At 71.4% G+C, this 16,318-nt stretch carries 14 protein-coding genes, 3 tRNA genes and 1 pseudogene; 10 read left to right on the forward strand and 8 right to left on the reverse strand.

Annotation, left to right across the window (positions count from 1 at the left end; genetic code table 11):
• Positions 1 to 13 precede the first annotated feature (13 nt).
• Positions 14 to 1,441, forward strand: coding sequence for an aminopeptidase P family protein (locus EUA94_RS04835; RefSeq protein WP_242494680.1), 1,428 nt, complete (start codon positions 14 to 16; stop codon positions 1,439 to 1,441).
• A gap of 1 nt (position 1,442) precedes the next feature.
• Complete coding sequence (gene rlmC / locus EUA94_RS04840; RefSeq protein ID WP_129425268.1) at positions 1,443 to 2,549, forward strand: 23S rRNA (uracil(747)-C(5))-methyltransferase RlmC; 1,107 nt, start codon at positions 1,443 to 1,445, stop codon at positions 2,547 to 2,549.
• A 1-nt stretch (position 2,550) separates the two neighbouring features.
• Here the strand turns inward: rlmC and EUA94_RS04845 are convergent, their stop codons facing one another.
• Positions 2,551 to 3,147, reverse strand: a complete 597-nt coding sequence (locus tag EUA94_RS04845; RefSeq protein ID WP_129425270.1) for a hypothetical protein — start codon at positions 3,145 to 3,147, stop codon at positions 2,551 to 2,553.
• A gap of 81 nt (positions 3,148 to 3,228) precedes the next feature.
• On the opposite strand from EUA94_RS04845, the gene EUA94_RS23040 reads away from it, so the two are divergent.
• The 3 genes and pseudogenes from EUA94_RS23040 (at position 3,229) to EUA94_RS04855 (ending at position 4,975) form a co-directional block, all read left to right on the forward strand.
• Positions 3,229 to 3,345 carry a putative leader peptide gene (locus EUA94_RS23040; protein ID WP_340640853.1) on the forward strand — a complete coding sequence of 39 codons (117 nt, stop codon included), beginning with the start codon at positions 3,229 to 3,231 and terminating at the stop codon, positions 3,343 to 3,345.
• Positions 3,346 to 3,405: 60 nt separating this feature from the next.
• Positions 3,406 to 4,811 (forward strand): annotated as a pseudogene (locus EUA94_RS04850) (dicarboxylate/amino acid:cation symporter).
• 87 nt (positions 4,812 to 4,898) lie between these two features.
• Positions 4,899 to 4,975 (forward strand) — tRNA-Arg (locus EUA94_RS04855).
• Positions 4,976 to 5,239: 264 nt separating this feature from the next.
• Here EUA94_RS04855 and EUA94_RS04860 read toward each other — a convergent pair.
• From EUA94_RS04860 to EUA94_RS04870, 3 genes are read right to left on the reverse strand one after another with little or no spacing between them, the layout of a single operon-like run.
• Positions 5,240 to 6,292 carry an adenosine deaminase gene (locus EUA94_RS04860; protein ID WP_129425272.1) on the reverse strand — a complete coding sequence of 351 codons (1,053 nt, stop codon included), beginning with the start codon at positions 6,290 to 6,292 and terminating at the stop codon, positions 5,240 to 5,242.
• A gap of 44 nt (positions 6,293 to 6,336) precedes the next feature.
• Positions 6,337 to 7,110: a DsbA family protein gene (locus EUA94_RS04865; protein ID WP_129425274.1), complete on the reverse strand. Its 774-nt coding sequence runs from the start codon at positions 7,108 to 7,110 to the stop codon at positions 6,337 to 6,339.
• Positions 7,046 to 7,627: a MauE/DoxX family redox-associated membrane protein gene (locus EUA94_RS04870; protein ID WP_129425276.1), complete on the reverse strand. Its 582-nt coding sequence runs from the start codon at positions 7,625 to 7,627 to the stop codon at positions 7,046 to 7,048. Before EUA94_RS04870 ends, EUA94_RS04865 begins: the two co-directional genes overlap by 65 nt.
• A 73-nt stretch (positions 7,628 to 7,700) precedes the next feature.
• Here EUA94_RS04870 and orn point away from each other — a divergent pair, with 73 nt between their 5' ends.
• Both orn and EUA94_RS04880 read left to right on the forward strand, forming a co-directional pair.
• The gene (gene orn, locus EUA94_RS04875; RefSeq protein WP_129425278.1) at positions 7,701 to 8,345 is read left to right on the forward strand and encodes an oligoribonuclease; all 645 of its coding nucleotides are present in this window, start codon (positions 7,701 to 7,703) and stop codon (positions 8,343 to 8,345) included.
• A 60-nt stretch (positions 8,346 to 8,405) separates the two neighbouring features.
• Positions 8,406 to 8,481 (forward strand) — tRNA-His (locus EUA94_RS04880).
• Positions 8,482 to 8,541: 60 nt separating this feature from the next.
• Here EUA94_RS04880 and EUA94_RS04885 read toward each other — a convergent pair.
• The 3 genes from EUA94_RS04885 to EUA94_RS04895 form a co-directional block, all read right to left on the reverse strand.
• Positions 8,542 to 9,624 (reverse strand): MerR family transcriptional regulator, encoded by a 1,083-nt coding sequence (locus EUA94_RS04885; protein WP_129425280.1) that lies wholly within the window; start codon positions 9,622 to 9,624, stop codon positions 8,542 to 8,544.
• 70 nt (positions 9,625 to 9,694) lie between these two features.
• Complete coding sequence (locus EUA94_RS04890; RefSeq protein WP_129425282.1) at positions 9,695 to 10,798, reverse strand: FUSC family protein; 1,104 nt, start codon at positions 10,796 to 10,798, stop codon at positions 9,695 to 9,697.
• A 10-nt stretch (positions 10,799 to 10,808) separates the two neighbouring features.
• The gene (locus EUA94_RS04895; protein ID WP_129425284.1) at positions 10,809 to 11,708 is read right to left on the reverse strand and encodes a universal stress protein; all 900 of its coding nucleotides are present in this window, start codon (positions 11,706 to 11,708) and stop codon (positions 10,809 to 10,811) included.
• 118 nt (positions 11,709 to 11,826) lie between these two features.
• Here EUA94_RS04895 and EUA94_RS04900 point away from each other — a divergent pair, with 118 nt between their 5' ends.
• From EUA94_RS04900 to EUA94_RS04910, 3 genes are all read left to right on the forward strand, one after another.
• Positions 11,827 to 13,398 (forward strand): phytoene desaturase family protein, encoded by a 1,572-nt coding sequence (locus tag EUA94_RS04900; RefSeq protein ID WP_242494681.1) that lies wholly within the window; start codon positions 11,827 to 11,829, stop codon positions 13,396 to 13,398.
• A gap of 55 nt (positions 13,399 to 13,453) precedes the next feature.
• Positions 13,454 to 13,526 (forward strand) — tRNA-Lys (locus tag EUA94_RS04905).
• A 136-nt stretch (positions 13,527 to 13,662) separates the two neighbouring features.
• A complete protein-coding gene (locus tag EUA94_RS04910) occupies positions 13,663 to 14,823 on the forward strand; it encodes a glycoside hydrolase family 16 protein (protein ID WP_129425288.1) in 1,161 nt (386 codons plus the stop codon).
• Between the two features lies 1 nt (position 14,824).
• Here EUA94_RS04910 and EUA94_RS04915 read toward each other — a convergent pair whose 3' ends face one another.
• Entirely contained in the window at positions 14,825 to 16,246 is a 1,422-nt protein-coding gene (locus EUA94_RS04915; RefSeq protein WP_129425290.1) for an amidase family protein, read from the reverse strand.
• Positions 16,247 to 16,318: the final 72 nt, after the last annotated feature.

Below are 16,318 nucleotides of genomic sequence, written 5' to 3' on the forward strand. Positions count from 1 at the left end.
TTAGAGTGGCCGCGTGAGCGAGCCGACTGCCGAGATCCCAGCCGAGAACCCAGCCGAGAACCCTGCCACCAGCACCGCCAGTGGCGACCAGCCGAAGACCGAGTCGCACGACCCGGCCGTGCCCGCCGCCTACGCGGCGTTCATGCGCGAGGGCTGGGGTGACCGCGCCCTGGACGTGCCGCGGCACCCGGTCGCCGACCTCGCCGCCGCGCGTCGCACCAGGCTCGCGGAGGCCTTCCCCGGCGAGCGGCTGGTGCTCCCGGCGGGCACATACAAGGTGCGGTCCAACGACACCGACTACCGGTTCCGCCCCGACACGGCCCACACCTACTTCTCCGGCAACCAGACCTCCGACGCCGTCCTCGTCATCGACGACGGCGAGTCGGTGCTCTACGCCCGCCCCCGGTCCGAGCGCGACACCGACGAGTTCTTCCGCGACCGCCAGTACGGCGAGCTGTGGGCCGGGCGCCGGCCGTCCGCGCAGGAGATCTCCGACTCCCTCGGCATCGAGGTGCGCCACGTGAAGGACCTGCCGTCCTTCGACTCCGAGTCATCGATGGGCCGCAAGAGCCGCGATGTGACGACTGACGAGGACCTCGGCCGGGTGGCCGACGAGCTGCGACTGATCAAGGACGACTGGGAGGTCGGCGAGCTGCAGGAGGCGTGCGACATCACCGCCCTCGGCTTCGAGGACTCGGTGCGCGACTGGGACCGCGTGCTCGAGTTCGGCGAGCGCTGGATCGAGGGCACGTTCTTCCGTCGGGCCCGGGCGATGGGCAACGACATCGGCTACGACTCGATCTGCGCCGGCGGCTCGCACGCCACGACGCTGCACTGGATCGACAACACCGGGTCGATCGAGCCGGGCAAGCTGGTGCTGCTCGACATGGGCGTGGAGGGCCACAACCTCTACACCGCCGACGTCACGCGGACGCTGCCGGTCGACGGCACCTTCACGCCGCTGCAGCGCGAGCTCTACGACCTGGTCCTCGCCGCGCAGCAGGCCGGCATCGAGGCCGTACGCCCGGGCGCTGCGTTCCTCGCCGCCCACAACGCCGCGATGGCGGTCCTGGCCCACGGCCTCGAGGACCTGAAGCTGCTGCCGGTCTCGGCGCAGGAGGCGCTCGACCCGGAGTCGAAGGTGTACGCCCGCTGGACCCTCCACGGCACGTCGCACATGCTCGGCATGGACGTCCACGACTGCGGACGTACGTCGGTCGACATCTACCCCAAGGGCGACCTCGCCGAGGGCATGGTGCTGACCGTCGAGCCCGGCCTCTACTTCCAGGAGGACGACCTGCTCGTCCCCGAGGAGCTGCGCGGCATCGGCATCCGGATCGAGGACGACATCCTCGTCACCGCCGACGGCAGCCGGAACCTCTCCGCATCCCTCCCCCGTACGTCGGCCGACGTCGAGGAGTGGATGGGTCGGCACCGCTGAGTTGGACTGCCACCACTACGACGCCTTCCGCTGCCGCTCGTGCAGCCTGCTCGAGGTCCCACGCGCGCGTCAGCTCTCCGACAAGGAGGCGCACGCGCGGTCCCTCGTCGACTCCCCCGTCTGGCTGCCGACGGTCGCCGGGGCCGAGTCCGGCTTCCGCAACAAGGCCAAGATGGCAGTCGGCGGGACGGTCGGGTCCCCGACCTTGGGCATCCTCGACCGGGACCTCGCCGGCGTCGACCTGCGCGACTGCGGCCTGCACTCCCCCGCGATCACGGCGGCCCTCGGCCGCATCGCCGACTGGATCCGCGACGCCGGCCTGACGCCGTACGACGTCGCGACGCGGAGCGGCGAGCTCAAGCACGTCCTGCTGACCGAGTCACCGGACGGCGAGCTGATGCTGCGGCTCGTGATGCGCTCGACGGCGCTGGAGGCGCGGGTCAGGTCCCGGCTGCCCGACCTCAGGACCGCGGTGCCGGACCTGCGGGTGGTGACGATCAACGTCCAGCCCGAGCACAAGGCGGTGCTCGAGGGCGAGCGGGAGATCGTGCTCACCCTCGAGTCGACGATGACGATGCGGCTGGCGACCGGGGTGAGCCTGTGTCTGGGCCCGCAGTCGTTCTTCCAGACCAACACCGCGATCGCCGAGGCGCTGTACGACCAGGCGCGCACCTGGGTCGACGCGCTGCCGGACGTACGGACCGCCTGGGACCTCTACTGCGGCGTCGGCGGCTTCGCACTGCACCTCGCAGAGCCCGGTCGGGAAGTGGTCGGGGTGGAGGTGTCCGCCGAGGCCATCCGGTCAGCACTCGCCGCGCAGGTCGCCGGTGCGTCCTTCGTCGCCGCCGACGCCACGGAGTGGGCACGCGAGCAGCCGTACGCTCCCGACCTCGTCGTGGTGAACCCACCGCGGCGCGGGATCGGTCCGGATCTCGCGGGCTGGCTCGAGGCGTCGGACGTGCGCCACGTCGTCTACTCGTCCTGCAACGCCGAGTCGCTCGCCCGCGACCTGGCCCTCATGCCGTCGCTGCGACCGGTCGAGGCGCGGGTGCTCGACATGTTCCCGCACACGACGCACTACGAGGTGCTGGCGCTGCTCGCGCGGTGAGTCAGCCGCGACGGACCCGGGGGCCCAGGGCGATGTTGTCGCGGATCTCACCGACGCGGTGCGCGTCGTCGGCGTAGACCGTGAACCCGTCCGGCGATGCCGGGTCCTCCGACCCGCCGACGGCTCCCACGCCGACCTGCACCCAGCGCGGAGCGCCGAGGCAGGCGGTGGGCAGCGCCGCCGTCACCACATCGGCGCCGAGGTCGATCTTGGCCTTCAACCCCCGGCACTCGGGAGCCTTGCGGCCGCCTTCGAAGGAGGCGATCGGTTTCCCGCCGAGGCGCTCCACGATGATCTCGTAGCTCTTCTGCGGGGTCTTCACCCGGATCACCGTGATCTGGAAGGGGTCACGCTCCAGCCCCCGGAAGTGTGCGCTGACGCTCAACCGACGGGCACTGTGGGCGACGGACGTCCGCACGAGGTCGACACCGGCATAGTCCGGCGCCGGCACGGTCTCGCCCTCATCGACGTCGACGAGTCTCACCACGTCACCCTCTGCGTCCTCGGTGACCACCTTCTCCGCGTGGGCAGCGGTGGGCAGCAGGAGGACGGCAGGGACGACGGCGGTCAGGAGGCGCGATCCGAAACGACGAGACATGCGGAGCACCCTAGTCAGGCGTCCCCTGACGTGTGAGACGAAGCACGGAATCGGGGACACCGTGTGTCGGTTGGAGCCTGCGTGAGTGCCACCGTGATCGTCCCCGCGACCGTCGGCGACCTGCTGACCCAGCGTCGTGCCGTCGACCTGGCCCGCACCGCGAGCGCGCTCTGTCCGCTCTCCCGCGCCGTCGACTGACCCACCGTCCTCCGGCCGCCGCTTTGACGCGACGCCGTTCTCAAAGGTCATTTTTTCACTATGGTTACTACAGTTACCGAGACCGAGAAGCCCACCCGCTTCCGGCTCCCCTCGTTCGGCGTCCAGGTCCTGACCGGACTCGTCCTCGGCGTCGTCCTCGGCCTCGCCGCCCGCAGCATCGGCGCCGACGGCGTGGATGCCACGACCGGCGAGGTCGACCCCAACTGGCTCACCGAGACCCTCAGCACCGTCGGCGGCACCTTCGTGACGCTGCTGCGCGCCGTGGTACCTCCGCTGGTCTTCCTCGCGATCGTCGCCTCGATCGCCAACCTGCGCGACGTCACCGGCGCGGCCCGGCTGGCGTGGAAGACCCTCGCCTGGTTCGCGATCACCGCCCTGATCGCGGTGTCCATCGGCATCGTGCTCGGCCTGGTCCTCCAGCCCGGCGAGCACACCAGCGTCACCACCGACGCGGCCTCGGCCCCGTCCTCGACCGGCTCGTGGCTCGACTTCCTCACCGGGCTCGTCCCCGCCAACGTGCTGGGCCTCGAGGGGTACGACAACGGCGACGGCACCGTCGGCATGTCGTTCAACGTGCTGCAGATCCTCGTCGTCGCGATCGCCGTCGGCATCGCCACGCTCAAGTCGGCGAGGCGGCGGACCCGTTCCTGGGCTTCGTACGCTCGGCGCTCGCCGTCGTGCAGAAGGTGCTGTGGTGGATCATCCTGCTCGCCCCGATCGCCACCGTCGGCCTGCTCGGCAACGCCGTCGCCAGCTATGGCTGGGACGCGCTCAGCTCGCTCGGCACCTTCACGATCGCGATCTACGCCGGCCTGCTGATCGTGCTGCTCGGCGTCTACCCGGCGCTCCTCGCGCTCAACGGCCTGTCGGTGAAGCAGTTCGTCTCCGGCGCCTGGCCCGCGATCTCGCTGGCGTTCGTCTCGCGCTCGTCTGTCGGCACGATGCCGGTCACCGAGTCGGTCACCGAGCGCAACCTCGGCGTCCCGCGGGCGTACGCCTCCTTCGCCGTGCCGCTCGGCGCGACGACGAAGATGGACGGCTGCGCCTCGATCTACCCGGCGATCTCGGCGATCTTCGTCGCGCAGTTCTTCGGCCTCGAGCTCTCGGTCACCGACTACGTGCTGATCGCCTTCGTCTCCGTGATCGGCTCGGCGGCCACCGCCGGCGTCACCGGCGCGACGGTGATGCTGACGCTGACCCTCTCGACGCTCGGCCTGCCCCTCGAGGGCGTTGGCCTGCTGCTCGCGATCGACCCGATCCTCGACATGGGCCGCACGGCCGTCAACGTCGCCGGCCAGGCGCTGATCCCGACGATCGTGGCCAAGCGCGAGGGCATCCTCGACCTCCCGACGTACAACGCTCCGCGCGGGCGGACGGCGTGGCGCGAGGAGCCCGGCACCGACACCACCCTGTCCGGCAAGGAGCCGGTGACGGCCTCCGCCTGACCAGCTCTGCACGACGTGTGACGATCCGGTCGTCCGGACAGCCGGATCGTCACACGTCCCTGCGCGCTGGGATACTGGCTGCCGCCGGCCCCCGTAGCTCAGCTGGATAGAGCAAGAGCCTTCTAATCTCTAGGTCGCAGGTTCGAATCCTGCCGGGGGCGCCACGAGCTCCGCGACACGCGGAGCCGCCTCCCGGGCGTACGCCCCGCGAACCCTCAGGATGGACGCAGGCCCCGCCACGTATGAGGTTGCGGGGCCGAATCACATTTCGCGGTCGCTGCGCCGACGAGCCCGAAATAGGTGAAACCCCGGCAAGTATGAGTTGCCGGGGTTTCGGTGTCTTCCGGACCGAAGTCCTTCCGACAGGACAAGTTCTATCCCGGATGTGACGCGTGCCACAAGCCCCCGAAAGGGGGTGATTCGACTGCCTACGGCGTGTCCCCCGCGACACGCCGCGACGAGTCGAGATGGGCATCGAGATGGGCGTCGATCTCGGTCCCGATCCGGGCCTTCACCTCCTCCGGCGCGTACGACGCGTCGACCGCAGCACGGGCCAGGTCGGCCACCCCGCGCTCGTCGAGGTCGAGCAGGCCGGCGGCCACCTCGTAGTCGTGGTTGAGCGTGGTGGCGAACATCGGCGGGTCGTCGGAGTTGATCGTCACGGTCACGCCTGCGTCGACGAAGGCCCGCAGCGGGTGGTCCTCGATCCGGTCCACGGCCCGGGTCGCGATGTTGGAGGTGGGGCAGACCTCGAGCACCACGCCGGTCTCGGCGAGGTGGGCGAGGAGCGCAGGGTCCTCGGCGGCGGAGCAGCCGTGGCCGATGCGCTCGGCGCCGAGCAGCCGCACCGAGTCCCACACCGTCTCCGGGCCGGTCGTCTCGCCGGCGTGCGGCACCGAGTGCAGCCCGGCGGCGCGAGCCGCGTCGAAGTGCGGCTCGAACTGCGCGCGCGGCACGCCGATCTCCGGCCCTCCCAGCCCGAACCCGACGAGGGCGTCCGGGCGGTGCTGGAGCGCGTACTCCAGGGTCGCGTCGGCCGCCGGGATCCCGGACTCACCGGGGATGTCGTAGATCCAGCGCAGCACCAGGCCGAAGTCGCGCTCGGCCGCGACGCACGCGTCCTCGATCGCCTCCGTGTAGGCCTCGATCGCGATGCCGCGCAGGACCGATGTGTACGGCGTGCAGGTGAGCTCGGCGTAGCGCAGGTTCTGTGCCTCGGCCATCTCGCGCGCCACCTCGTAGGTCAGCAGCCGGATGTCCTCGGGCGTACGGATCAGGTCGACGACGGCGAGGTAGACGTCGATGAAGTGCGCGAAGTCCCGGAACGTGAAGAACTCCCTGAGCCCCTCGAGGTCGCTCGGCACGCCCGCGTCCGGGTGGCGCGCCGCGAGCTCTGAGACGATCCGCGGCGACGCCGACCCGACGTGGTGCACGTGCAGCTCGGCCTTGGGCACACCGGCGATGAAGGACTGGAGGCTCACGCCCGGCAGTGTCGCGGGCAGCCTCGAGGCGGGCCAAATCCCGGTCAGCTGACCATCTGCGCCGCGATCTCTTCGATGGTCGTGCCGGTGGCCTTCTTGCCGTTGATGAGGACGGTGGGGGTCGAGTTCACCTTGGCCTTGGACGCCGCATCCGCGGCCGCGTCGACCCAGCCCTCGAAGGCCATGTCCTCGATCCCGGGGCGTACGTCGCCCTCCGTCGCGCCGGCCTCGACGGCGAGGTCGACCAGGTCGTCGCTGTTGGGGAACGGGCCCTTCTCCGACGGCTGGTTGTCGAAGAGCAGGTCGTGGAACGTCTTGGCGACGTCGGGACCGGCCGCGTCGAGCACGACGGCGAACGCGTTGGCCGACTCGGGCGAGTAGTCGTCGATGCCCTCGAGGAACGGCAGGGGCCGGTACTCGACATTGACCTCGCCGGCCTCGACGGCTGCGTCGAGCTGGTCGCGCACCGTCTGCTCGAGCTGGCCGCAGAACGGGCAGAGGAAGTCCTCGTAGACGACGACCTCCTTGGGTGCGTCGGCGTCGCCGATGACCAGGCCGTAGTTGCCGCTCGCTCCCGCAGGCGCGGTGTCGGGCTTGTCCGAGCCCAGGTTGGTGACGAGGAAGTAGCCGCCGACGATCAGCACGAGCACGCCCGCGACCAGTCCGGCGCGGGTCAGCTGCTGCTTGCGCTGCGCGGCCTTGCGGCGCTCCTCCGCCTGGGCCTTGGCCCGCTCGGTCCGGGACCGCCGGGCGTCACGCTTGGCCTGCGTCGCGGCCTTCTCCTCGGCGGTCCTGTGCGAGCTCTTCTTCTGCGCCATCGCGGCTTCCTTCGGATCGGTCGTCATGGTCGTCGAACTGGTCGTCGAACTGGTCAGGGGGCGGGTCGGAGGGGAACAGCACCGAGTCGAGCGCCAGCCGCGAACGGGGGCGTACGACCAGCCAGAGGCTGAGCGCCAGCAGGCCCACATCCCGCGCGATCTCGCCCGGGTACTTCGCGGCAGCATCCGGGATCTGGCCCCCACCGCCGAAGCAGCCGCAGTCGATCGACAGCCCGCGCGCCCAGGCACTGGAGATGCCGATGATGAACGCGACGAAGAGCAGCGCCGACACGACGGACGTGCCACGCACCAGGACGCCGAGGACCAGGCACAGCCCGATCACGACCTCGACGACGGGCAGCAGGTGCCCGACAGCGGGGACGACCGCCTCCGGTAGGAGCTCGTACGCCCGCACGGCGCGCACGCTGTCGGCGGGGTGGGGCAGCTTGAGCGCGCCGGCGACGATCCACACGCCACCGGTCAGCAGGCGCGCGACGAGGCCGAACCAGTCCTTCACATCCCGAAGGTTAGGAGGTGAGCCTGAATCGCGCCTGAGAGAGCGTCGCACCGCATGGGTAGGGTGGCCGATCGTGAGCGACAGACTGGTGTGGATCGACTGTGAGATGACCGGCCTCGACCTGGGCGCAGACGCGCTGATCGAGGTCGCGGCGCTCGTCACGGACTTCGAGCTCAACGTCCTCGGCGAGGGCATCGACGTGATCATCAAGCCGTCGCAGGAGTCGCTCGACCAGATGGTCGACTTCGTGCGGAGCATGCACGAGAAGTCCGGCCTGCTCGAGGAGCTCGACGCGGGTACGACGCTCGCGGACGCCGAGGAGCAGGTGCTGGCCTACATCAAGGAGCACTGCTCCGACGGCAGCCGGCCCCCGCTCGCGGGCAACACCGTGGCCACCGACCGCGCCTTCCTCGCCCGCGACATGCAGGCCCTCGAGGGGTTCCTCCACTACCGCATCGTCGACGTCTCCTCGATCAAGGAGCTGTCGCGGCGGTGGTTCCCCCGTGCCTACTTCGCCGCACCGACCAAGCGCGGCAACCACCGCGCCCTGGCCGACATCCAGGAGAGCATCGAGGAGCTGCGCTACTACCGCGAAGCCGTCTTCGTGCCCCAGCCCGGCCCGGACAGCGCCACCGCCAAGGAGATCGCGGCCCGCTACGGCGGGCAGCTGACCGGCCTCGGGCTCGCTGCGGACCCAGATTCCAGTCCCGGCGCCTGATTGCCCTACACTTCACGTCGTCCTCGCCCACTGGGAAACCATGTCGGGCGAGCAGACATGGTGGGTATAGCTCAGCTGGTAGAGCGCCGCCTTGTGGTGGCGGATGTCGCGGGTTCAAGTCCCGTTACTCACCCCAGACGCTCGAGGCCCTGACCGGACACGGTCAGGGCCTCGAGGCATCTCCGGGCTGCGTCGCTCAGACGTCGACCACGACCACGCCGTAGTTGTCGGGCGCGCCGGCGGCCAGCACGGCGGCCTCGACCGCAGCGGCGACGTCGTCGGGAGCGCCCGGCGCGACGAGCAGCTCCGCGAGGTGGCGCGGCTCGAGCACGGCGTGGACGCCGTCGGTGGTCAGCACGAACCGGTCTCCCGGCCGCGCCGGACGCACCGCGAGGTCGGGGGCGGCGGCCGCTCCCGGGGCGAGGGCGCGGTTGAGCAGGTTGCGGTCGGGGTCCGTACGCGCCTCGTCGTCGGTGAGCCGGCCCTCGTCGATGAGCGACTGGACGACCGTGTGGTCGCGGGTCAGCCGTTCCAGGCCGCCGTCCCGCACGGCGTACGCACGCGAGTCGCCGACGTGGGCGATCAGGGCGCGCTCGCCGACGAGCAGCAGGGCGGTCAGGGTGGTGCCGCCCTTCGCCGAAGCGCGCGACGTCACGGCCTCCGCTGCCCGGCCCACGGCCGCGTCGAGCGCCTCGAGCGGGTCGGGCGACGGGTCGGCGTCGTCGAGCTCGGCGAGCACGTCGAGCGCGGCCGCCGAGACGCCCGCGTCGTCCCCGACGCCGACGCCGTCCGCGACCGCGAACAGGCGCTGTCCCCTGATCTGGGTGGCCCAGCGGTGGACGTGCGGGTAGACCTCGTCGAGCTGGGTGGAGCGCGCGCCCTGCCCGGCCCGGTGGGCCGAGCGGGGCTCGGCCGTGGCGGTGGTGTCGTCGATCGATTCCATGGTGGTGTCGTGTCCTCTCATCTGCGACACGAGGGTGGCGACGACGTCGCGGGCCGAGGCGGTGTCGGCCTCGACCTGGCGCCAGTAGGACAGCAGCTCGGCCGCGGCGGCCTCCCGGCTGTCCAGCTCGACGATCGTGGTGATCCTGCGCAGCGGGACCCCAGCCGACCTCAGGCGCGCGACGAGACGGGCGCGGTCGACCTGGTCGGGCGCGTAGCGGCGGTAGCCCGTGCGGTCGTCGACGTCCGCCGGGGCCAGCAGCCCCAGCTCGCCGTACAGCCGCAGGGCCTTCGCCGTCAGCCCGGTCTCCCGCGCGAACTCGCCGATCGTCAGCATCGTCGTCCTCTCGTGACCGGGACCCGTTGTCGCCGGCGAGCCGACCATCCGGCCTGCCCCAAGGTCAAGGTCAAGCGGAGCGGCGCGTGGGCAGTCGCAGCGGCAGCCGATTGCCCCCGATCGGGTTGGCCTCGGCGACGACGTCCATCGCGTCGATGATGTTGCGCAGGTTGATGATCAGCGCGCCGTAGATCGGCCACTCGGGCGACCGCTCTGTGGCCCGCATCTCCTCGCTGAAGACCTCGAGGCGGCGGCGTACGTCGAGCAGCGCGGCCGGGTCGGCGTCGCTAGCGCCCTGCCCGGCGTCACCGAGCATCGAGATCCACGGGACCGCGAACGCCTCGCCCCACGTCTTGCGGTGCGCCTGCTGGCTGCCGAGGGTGCGGGCCAGGCTGCGGGTCTCGGCGACGGCCTGCTCCAAGCGTCGCAGGAGCCCGTGCCACTGCTTCGGGTCCTTCATCTGCTTCGCCGACCGGCGCGGGTTCATCCGGGCGCTCTCCTGCGCCTGGCGCACGAGGGCCCATGCCTGGTCGAGGTCCTCGTCGAGGTCGCGGGTCCGGTCGATCCACGCGGCGACGTCCTCGTCGGGAGCCGCGTCACGCAGACCCGCCGCCATGTCGACCAGCAGCGCGCCGATCCCGTCGTCGATGCGGTCGAGCGCCTTGGCGGCCGTACGCCGTCGCAGCGGGGGCCACACGATCACGTTGACCAGCAGGCCGACTCCGACGCCGATCGCCGTGTCGTAGAGCCGCGAGAGGAGCATCACGTCGTCGTCGAAGCCCGTCGTGAGCACGACCAGGCCGGTGGTGGCGATCGTGGTCGCCTCGGCGCCCAGCCACGGGACCGACCCCAGCACGAGGGCGACCACCAGCAGCAGTGCGATCGCCTGCGTGGTGAGCCCGAGCGTCTCCCCCACGGCCGTGGCCAGCAGCACCGCGACCACGGTCGCCGCCACCTGCTGGGTGCCCTTGGAGAACGTCCGGTAGACGGTGGCGTGCACCACCAGCAGCGCCGCCCACGGCGCCAGGAACGGCTGCGGCAGGTCGAGCACGCTCGACGCGATCACCCACGCGGCGACGGCGGCCAGCACGGTCTTGGCGAGCTGCAGCACGTCGTTCCACCAGATCGGGTCGCCGAGGCGCCTGTCGATCCGCTCCCTCACGGTCTCCCACATCCGAACGACACTACGGGCGGTACGCCACCCGGTGCGGGTGCGGGCTCGCGAGCAGCACCGGGCAGGTGGCTTCGCGCAGCACTGCGCGCGCGACCGGACCGATGTGCGAGCCGTAGGGCACGAGCGGGTCGTGACGACCGATCACCAGCAGGTCCGCGCCCTGCGCCGCCTCCAGGATCGCCTCGACCGCACGGCCGGGGTGGACGACGACCTCGGCGTCGATCGCCACGGACTCGTCGCCCAGCCGGTCGAGCGCCGCGCGCACCTCGGCCTTCGACCGGTCGGTCCAGCGCGCGTGCTCGGCAGGCTCCACGGGGACACCGTCGTAGTGGACGGGCATCGCCCACGAGTGCACGACGGTGAGGGTTGCAGCCCGGGCGCGGGACTCGGCCACGGCCGCGGCCAGCACCTCCTCCGAGCGCTCGGGCACGTCGACACCGGCCACGACGACCGGCGTACCCGCGGACCGGGTCCAGCCGCTCGGCACCGCCACGACCGGGACGCGCACGTGGGCGGCGACACCGCCGGCGACGGTCCGGTTGACGACGCGGGACACGCGGGAGAGGTGGCGGTGCTCGAGCACGACCGTGCGTGCTGTGCGGGCCACGTCGGTCAGCACGTCAACGGGCGTGCCGTGGCACAGCTCGTGGGTCACCGGCACCGCTCCGGCCACGAGGTCCTCCGCGATCTTGACGGCGCGGTCCAGGGTCTCGCGACCCCAGAGGTCCAGGTCCTCCTGCGGCACGAGGGTGCCGCGAGGGCCGGTGGGCATCATGTGGACGGCGTGCACGAGGTGCAGGCCGCACCCGGCGCGGACCGCCTCCTCGGCGGCGTACGCGAGGGCAGTGTCCACCTCCGTCGTCCCCACTCCGACGACGACGGGTCGCCCGTTGGGCTGCTGCTCGGTCATGACGGTCTCCTCCACTGGTCTTGTACGTCCACTGTCCGCCGAGGCGGCACCGCCGCGAAGAGTCCTTGGACCCGGTGGGGAGCGGCGAAGGTCCTCGGCGAGGGACTACGTTGTCTCGGTGAATCCCGGCTCCCAGTCCTATGACGTCGTCGTGGTCGGCGGCGGCCACAACGGCCTCGTCAGCGCCGCCTACCTCGCCCGCGCGGGCCTCTCCGTCCTGGTGCTCGAGCGGCTCGACCACACCGGCGGCGCGGCCGTCTCCGTCGAGCCCTTCTCCGGGCACGCGGCCCGGCTCTCGCGCTACTCCTACCTGGTCAGCCTGATGCCGGAGCGGCTGATGGCCGACCTGGGACTCGACGTCCGGCTCGCCTCGCGCACCACGGCGTCGTACACCCCCTGGACGCGCGGCGAGCGCTCCGGCGGCCTGCTCGTCGAGCGCCCGGAGGGCGAGGCGACGCGCGCGTCGTTCCGCGAGCTCACCGGCGGCGACGAGGAGTACGCCGCCTGGCAGGAGTTCTACGCCGAGGTGGGCAAGGTCGCCGAGGTCGTCGCACCGACCCTCATGCAGCCCCTCCCCCTCGAGCGGGAGATCCGGGCGATGGTCGACGAGCGCACGTGGACCGACGTGGTCGCACAGCCGCTGGGTCGGGCCATCACGTCACGCTTCTCCGACGACACCGTCCGCGGGGTCGTCGCCACCGACGCCCTGATCGGCACGTTCGCGTCGATGGACGACAGGTCGCTCATCCAGAACCGGTGCTTCCTCTACCACCTGATCGGCAACGGCACCGGCGAGTGGCGCGTGCCGATCGGCGGGATGGGCGCCGTCACCGACGCGCTCGCCAAGGCCGCGGTCGAGGCCGGCGCCGAGATCGTCACCGGCGCGGGCGTCAGCGCGATCCACCCCGGACCGGACGGCGCCGAGGTGGTCTGGCACGAGGGCGGCCACCAGCGGTCCGCGACCGGTCGCCGGGTGCTGTCGGGCGTCGCGCCGTGGGTGCTCCGGATCCTCCTCGGCGAGGGCGAGGACGCAGAGACCAAGCCGGTCGGCTCGCAGCTCAAGATCAACTTCCTCCTCGACCGGCTGCCCGCCCTGCGGTCCGGCGCCGACCCTGCCGTCGCCTTCGCCGGGACCCTGCACCTCGCCGAGGACTACACCCAGCTCGAGAGGGCGTACGACGCCGCTGTCGGCGGGGCGGTGCCCGACCCGATGCCGGGCGAGGTCTACTGCCACAGCCTCAGCGACCCCTCGATCCTGGGCGACCGGGCCGGCTCCGCGCACACGCTGACCTACTTCGGCCTGCACACCCCCGCCGGCCTGTTCGACGCCGACCCGGAGGCGCGCGACGTCGCCACCCGTCGGGCGCTCGCGTCGCTCGACGCCGTGCTGGCCGAGCCGATCGAGGACTGCATCGCCCGGGACGCCGACGGCCGGCTGTGCATCGAGGCGAAGATCCCGCAGGACGTCGAGAAGGACCTCGCGATGCCGGGCGGCCACATCTTCCACGGAGACCTGGAGTGGCCGTGGGCACCCAACCGGTCGCGGCTCGAGACCCCCGCCCAGCAGTGGGGCGTGCAGACCGAGCACGACGTCGTCCTGCTCTGCGGATCCGGCGCCCGCCGCGGCGGCGCGGTCTCCGGACTGGGTGGCCACAACGCCGCGCAGGCGGTCCTCGCGGACCTGGCGTGACCCTCGATTTTCGGTGCACGGTCACCCGCTGATAAAGTTCCACTCGCTTCACCGGGCGCCATTAGCTCAATTGGTAGAGCAGCTGACTCTTAATCAGCGGGTTGGGGGTTCAAGTCCCTCATGGCGTACAGAACAGTCGCAGAGGCCCTTCGCGGAGAGATCCGGGAAGGGCCTCTTCTGCGCCGTCCGGTCGACTAACCTGACCGCAGCACAGACGGATGTGCCCTCTCGGGCTCCCTGAAGTCATGTCGAGAGGTAACACCCGTGCGATTCCCGACGCGCCACCTGGTGGTCGCCCTCGCGGGCGCGGCGACGCTGCTGCCGGCAGCCTCCGTGTCCGTCCCTCCCGCAGAGGCGTGGTCGGAGGCCGCCGACCCGACAGCCACGGGCGTGCTCGACCTGCGCCCGACCATCTCCCAGCCCAGCAAGCGTCCGGCGACCTCGTCCGGGAAGACCCAGGCACTGGCCACCTTCGCGAACACCCGGACCGGACAGACGGTGACGCTGCAGCGCGACAGCGGGTCGGGCTGGCAGACGGTGGGGCGCGGCCGTCAGCACCGGAGCGGCTCGACGATCTTCACCCTGCCCGACACCACGAGCCTCTACCGCGCGGCCGCCCTGTCGCGCAGTGGCGCGGTGGTCGAGGTGACCGACGCGGTGCGCGGACGCGCCTTCACGACTGTCTTCAAGGACGAGTTCTCCGGCAGGAGGATCGACTTCTCGAAGTGGTCGGACCAGCCGACGCTGGCACCGGCGTACATGCGGATGTGCTCGCGCCTGTCGCCCCGCGCACGCACCGTCAGCGACGGCGTCCTCCAGATGGGTGTCGCCCCGGACCCCGCCCGCGCCGGCACGGCCTGCACGTGGAGCCTCAACGGACGCTCAGGCTCGCACCCGTACATGCTGAACACCCAGCTCGCCACGCGCGACAAGTTCGACTTCACCTACGGCTATGCCGCGGCGCGGATGAAGATGCACCTCGACAAGGGCATGCACGCCTCGTTCTGGCTGCAGCCCGCGAACTGGTACACGCCCGGCGACCCGTCCCGGGGCACCGAGATCGACGTGGTGGAGTTCTTCGGTCGCACGAAGAAGGACTCGCACATCGCCGCGTTCCTGCACTGGTACGACGCGGACAACCTGCACCACAAGATCGGTAGCAAGTTCCCCTACGCCAACCGGCTGAAGAAGCGGGCCGAGACGTGGTCGAGCTCGTACCACGTGTTCAGCGTCGAGTGGACCGCGGACGCGTACGTCTTCCGCGTCGACGGGCGCGAGTTCTGGCGCCAGACCGAGATCGTCTCCCAGGCTCCGGAGTACCTGCTGCTGTCCATGCTGACGTCCGACTACGAGCTGGAGAAGCTCACGCCTTCCACCATGGGCCAGCGCGCGAAGGTGGACTGGGTGCGGGTCTGGTCCCACTGAGTCAGACGAACGGCGCCATCGTCGGCTCGGGCAGCGGGCCGGTCGATGCGTCGCGCGCCACCTCGTAGCCGTGCGCGATCTCGATGAGCGTCCCCTCCGAACCGGCAGTCCCCCAGAACGAGACCGCGACCGGAAGTCCAGCCGCCAGCTCGGTCGGCACCGTCACGAGCGGGTAGCCCGCGACGGCCGCCGGCCCGGAGCAGGAGCCGGGAAACGACTCGGGGTTGACCAGGTCGATGGGGTGCGCGGGTGCGTAGGACGGCGTGACCAGCGCGTCGAGGTCGTGCTCGCGGAGCACCGCCTCGATGCCGCCGTCCCGGGTGGCGGCGACACCACGTGCCCGGGCAGCGAGGTGGCGCGGGTCCCCGGCCATCGGCCCCTCGAGGGCCTTCTCGAAGAGCGACTGACCGAAGTGGGCGAGCTCGGTGCCGGCGTGCTCGCGGTTGAACCGGACCACGTCCTCGAGGGTGCGCGGCACGTCGCCGGGACGACCGGCGAGGTAGTCGGCGAGGCCGGTACGGAGCTCGGCCAGGAGGACGAGCAGCTCGTCCTCCCACACCTCGTCGCCGAGGGGAGGCAGGTCGGTCGAATCGACGATGACGGCACCCTGGGCGGCGAGGAGCGCCAACGCCCGATCGGCGGCGGCATCGGCGTGCGACGAGTAGCCCCAGTACGTCGTACGCGGGACGCCGATCCGCTTGCCCGCGAGGCGACCCTCGACGGCGTACCTGGCGTAGTCGCGTCCGTCCGCGGCGAGGACGGTGAGGAGCGCGGCGGCGTCGCGGACCGTACGCGCCATCGGCCCCGGCGAGTCCTGGGAGGCGGAGATCGGGACGACCCCCTCGGTGGGGACCGTGCCGACGGTGGGCTTGATGCCGACGCACCCGTTGAAGGCGGCCGGGCAGGTGATCGAGCCGTCGGTCTCGGTGCCCACGGCGAACGCCGCCAGTCCCGCTGCGACTGCCGCACCGCTGCCGGAGCTCGAGCCGCCGGCCGAGCGGTTGAGCGCGTACGGGTTGCGGGTCAGGCCGCCGTGGGCGCTCCAGCCGGAGGCTGAGCTCTCGTCACGGATGTTGGCCCACTCGGACAGGTTGGTCTTGCCGAGCACGACGAGCCCTGCCTCGCGGAGCCGGGCGACGAGCGTCGCGTCCCGGGTCGGCGGGGGTGCGTCCGCGAGGGCGAGCGAGCCCGCCGTCGTCGCCAGGTCGTGGGTGTCGATGTTGTCCTTCACGAGCACGGCCCGCCCGTGGAGGGGACTGCGTACGCGGCCCGCGGCGGCCTCGCGGTCGAGCCGGTCGGCCTGCTCGAGAGCGTCCGGGTGGACGGTGCAGACCGCGTTCACGAGCGGCTCGACGACGTCCATCCGATCGAGGAGGGCACTCACCTCGTCGCAGGAGCGGGTGCTCACGTCCTCGCCGGCCATGCGGTCGTCCTCTCGAAGAAGACGAGGAGCCAGCCCTCCCGGACCGGCTCCTCGTACGTGTTTCCCTCTGGG

This window comes from Nocardioides zhouii (assembly GCF_004137345.1).
Taxonomy (GTDB): domain Bacteria; phylum Actinomycetota; class Actinomycetes; order Propionibacteriales; family Nocardioidaceae; genus Nocardioides; species Nocardioides zhouii.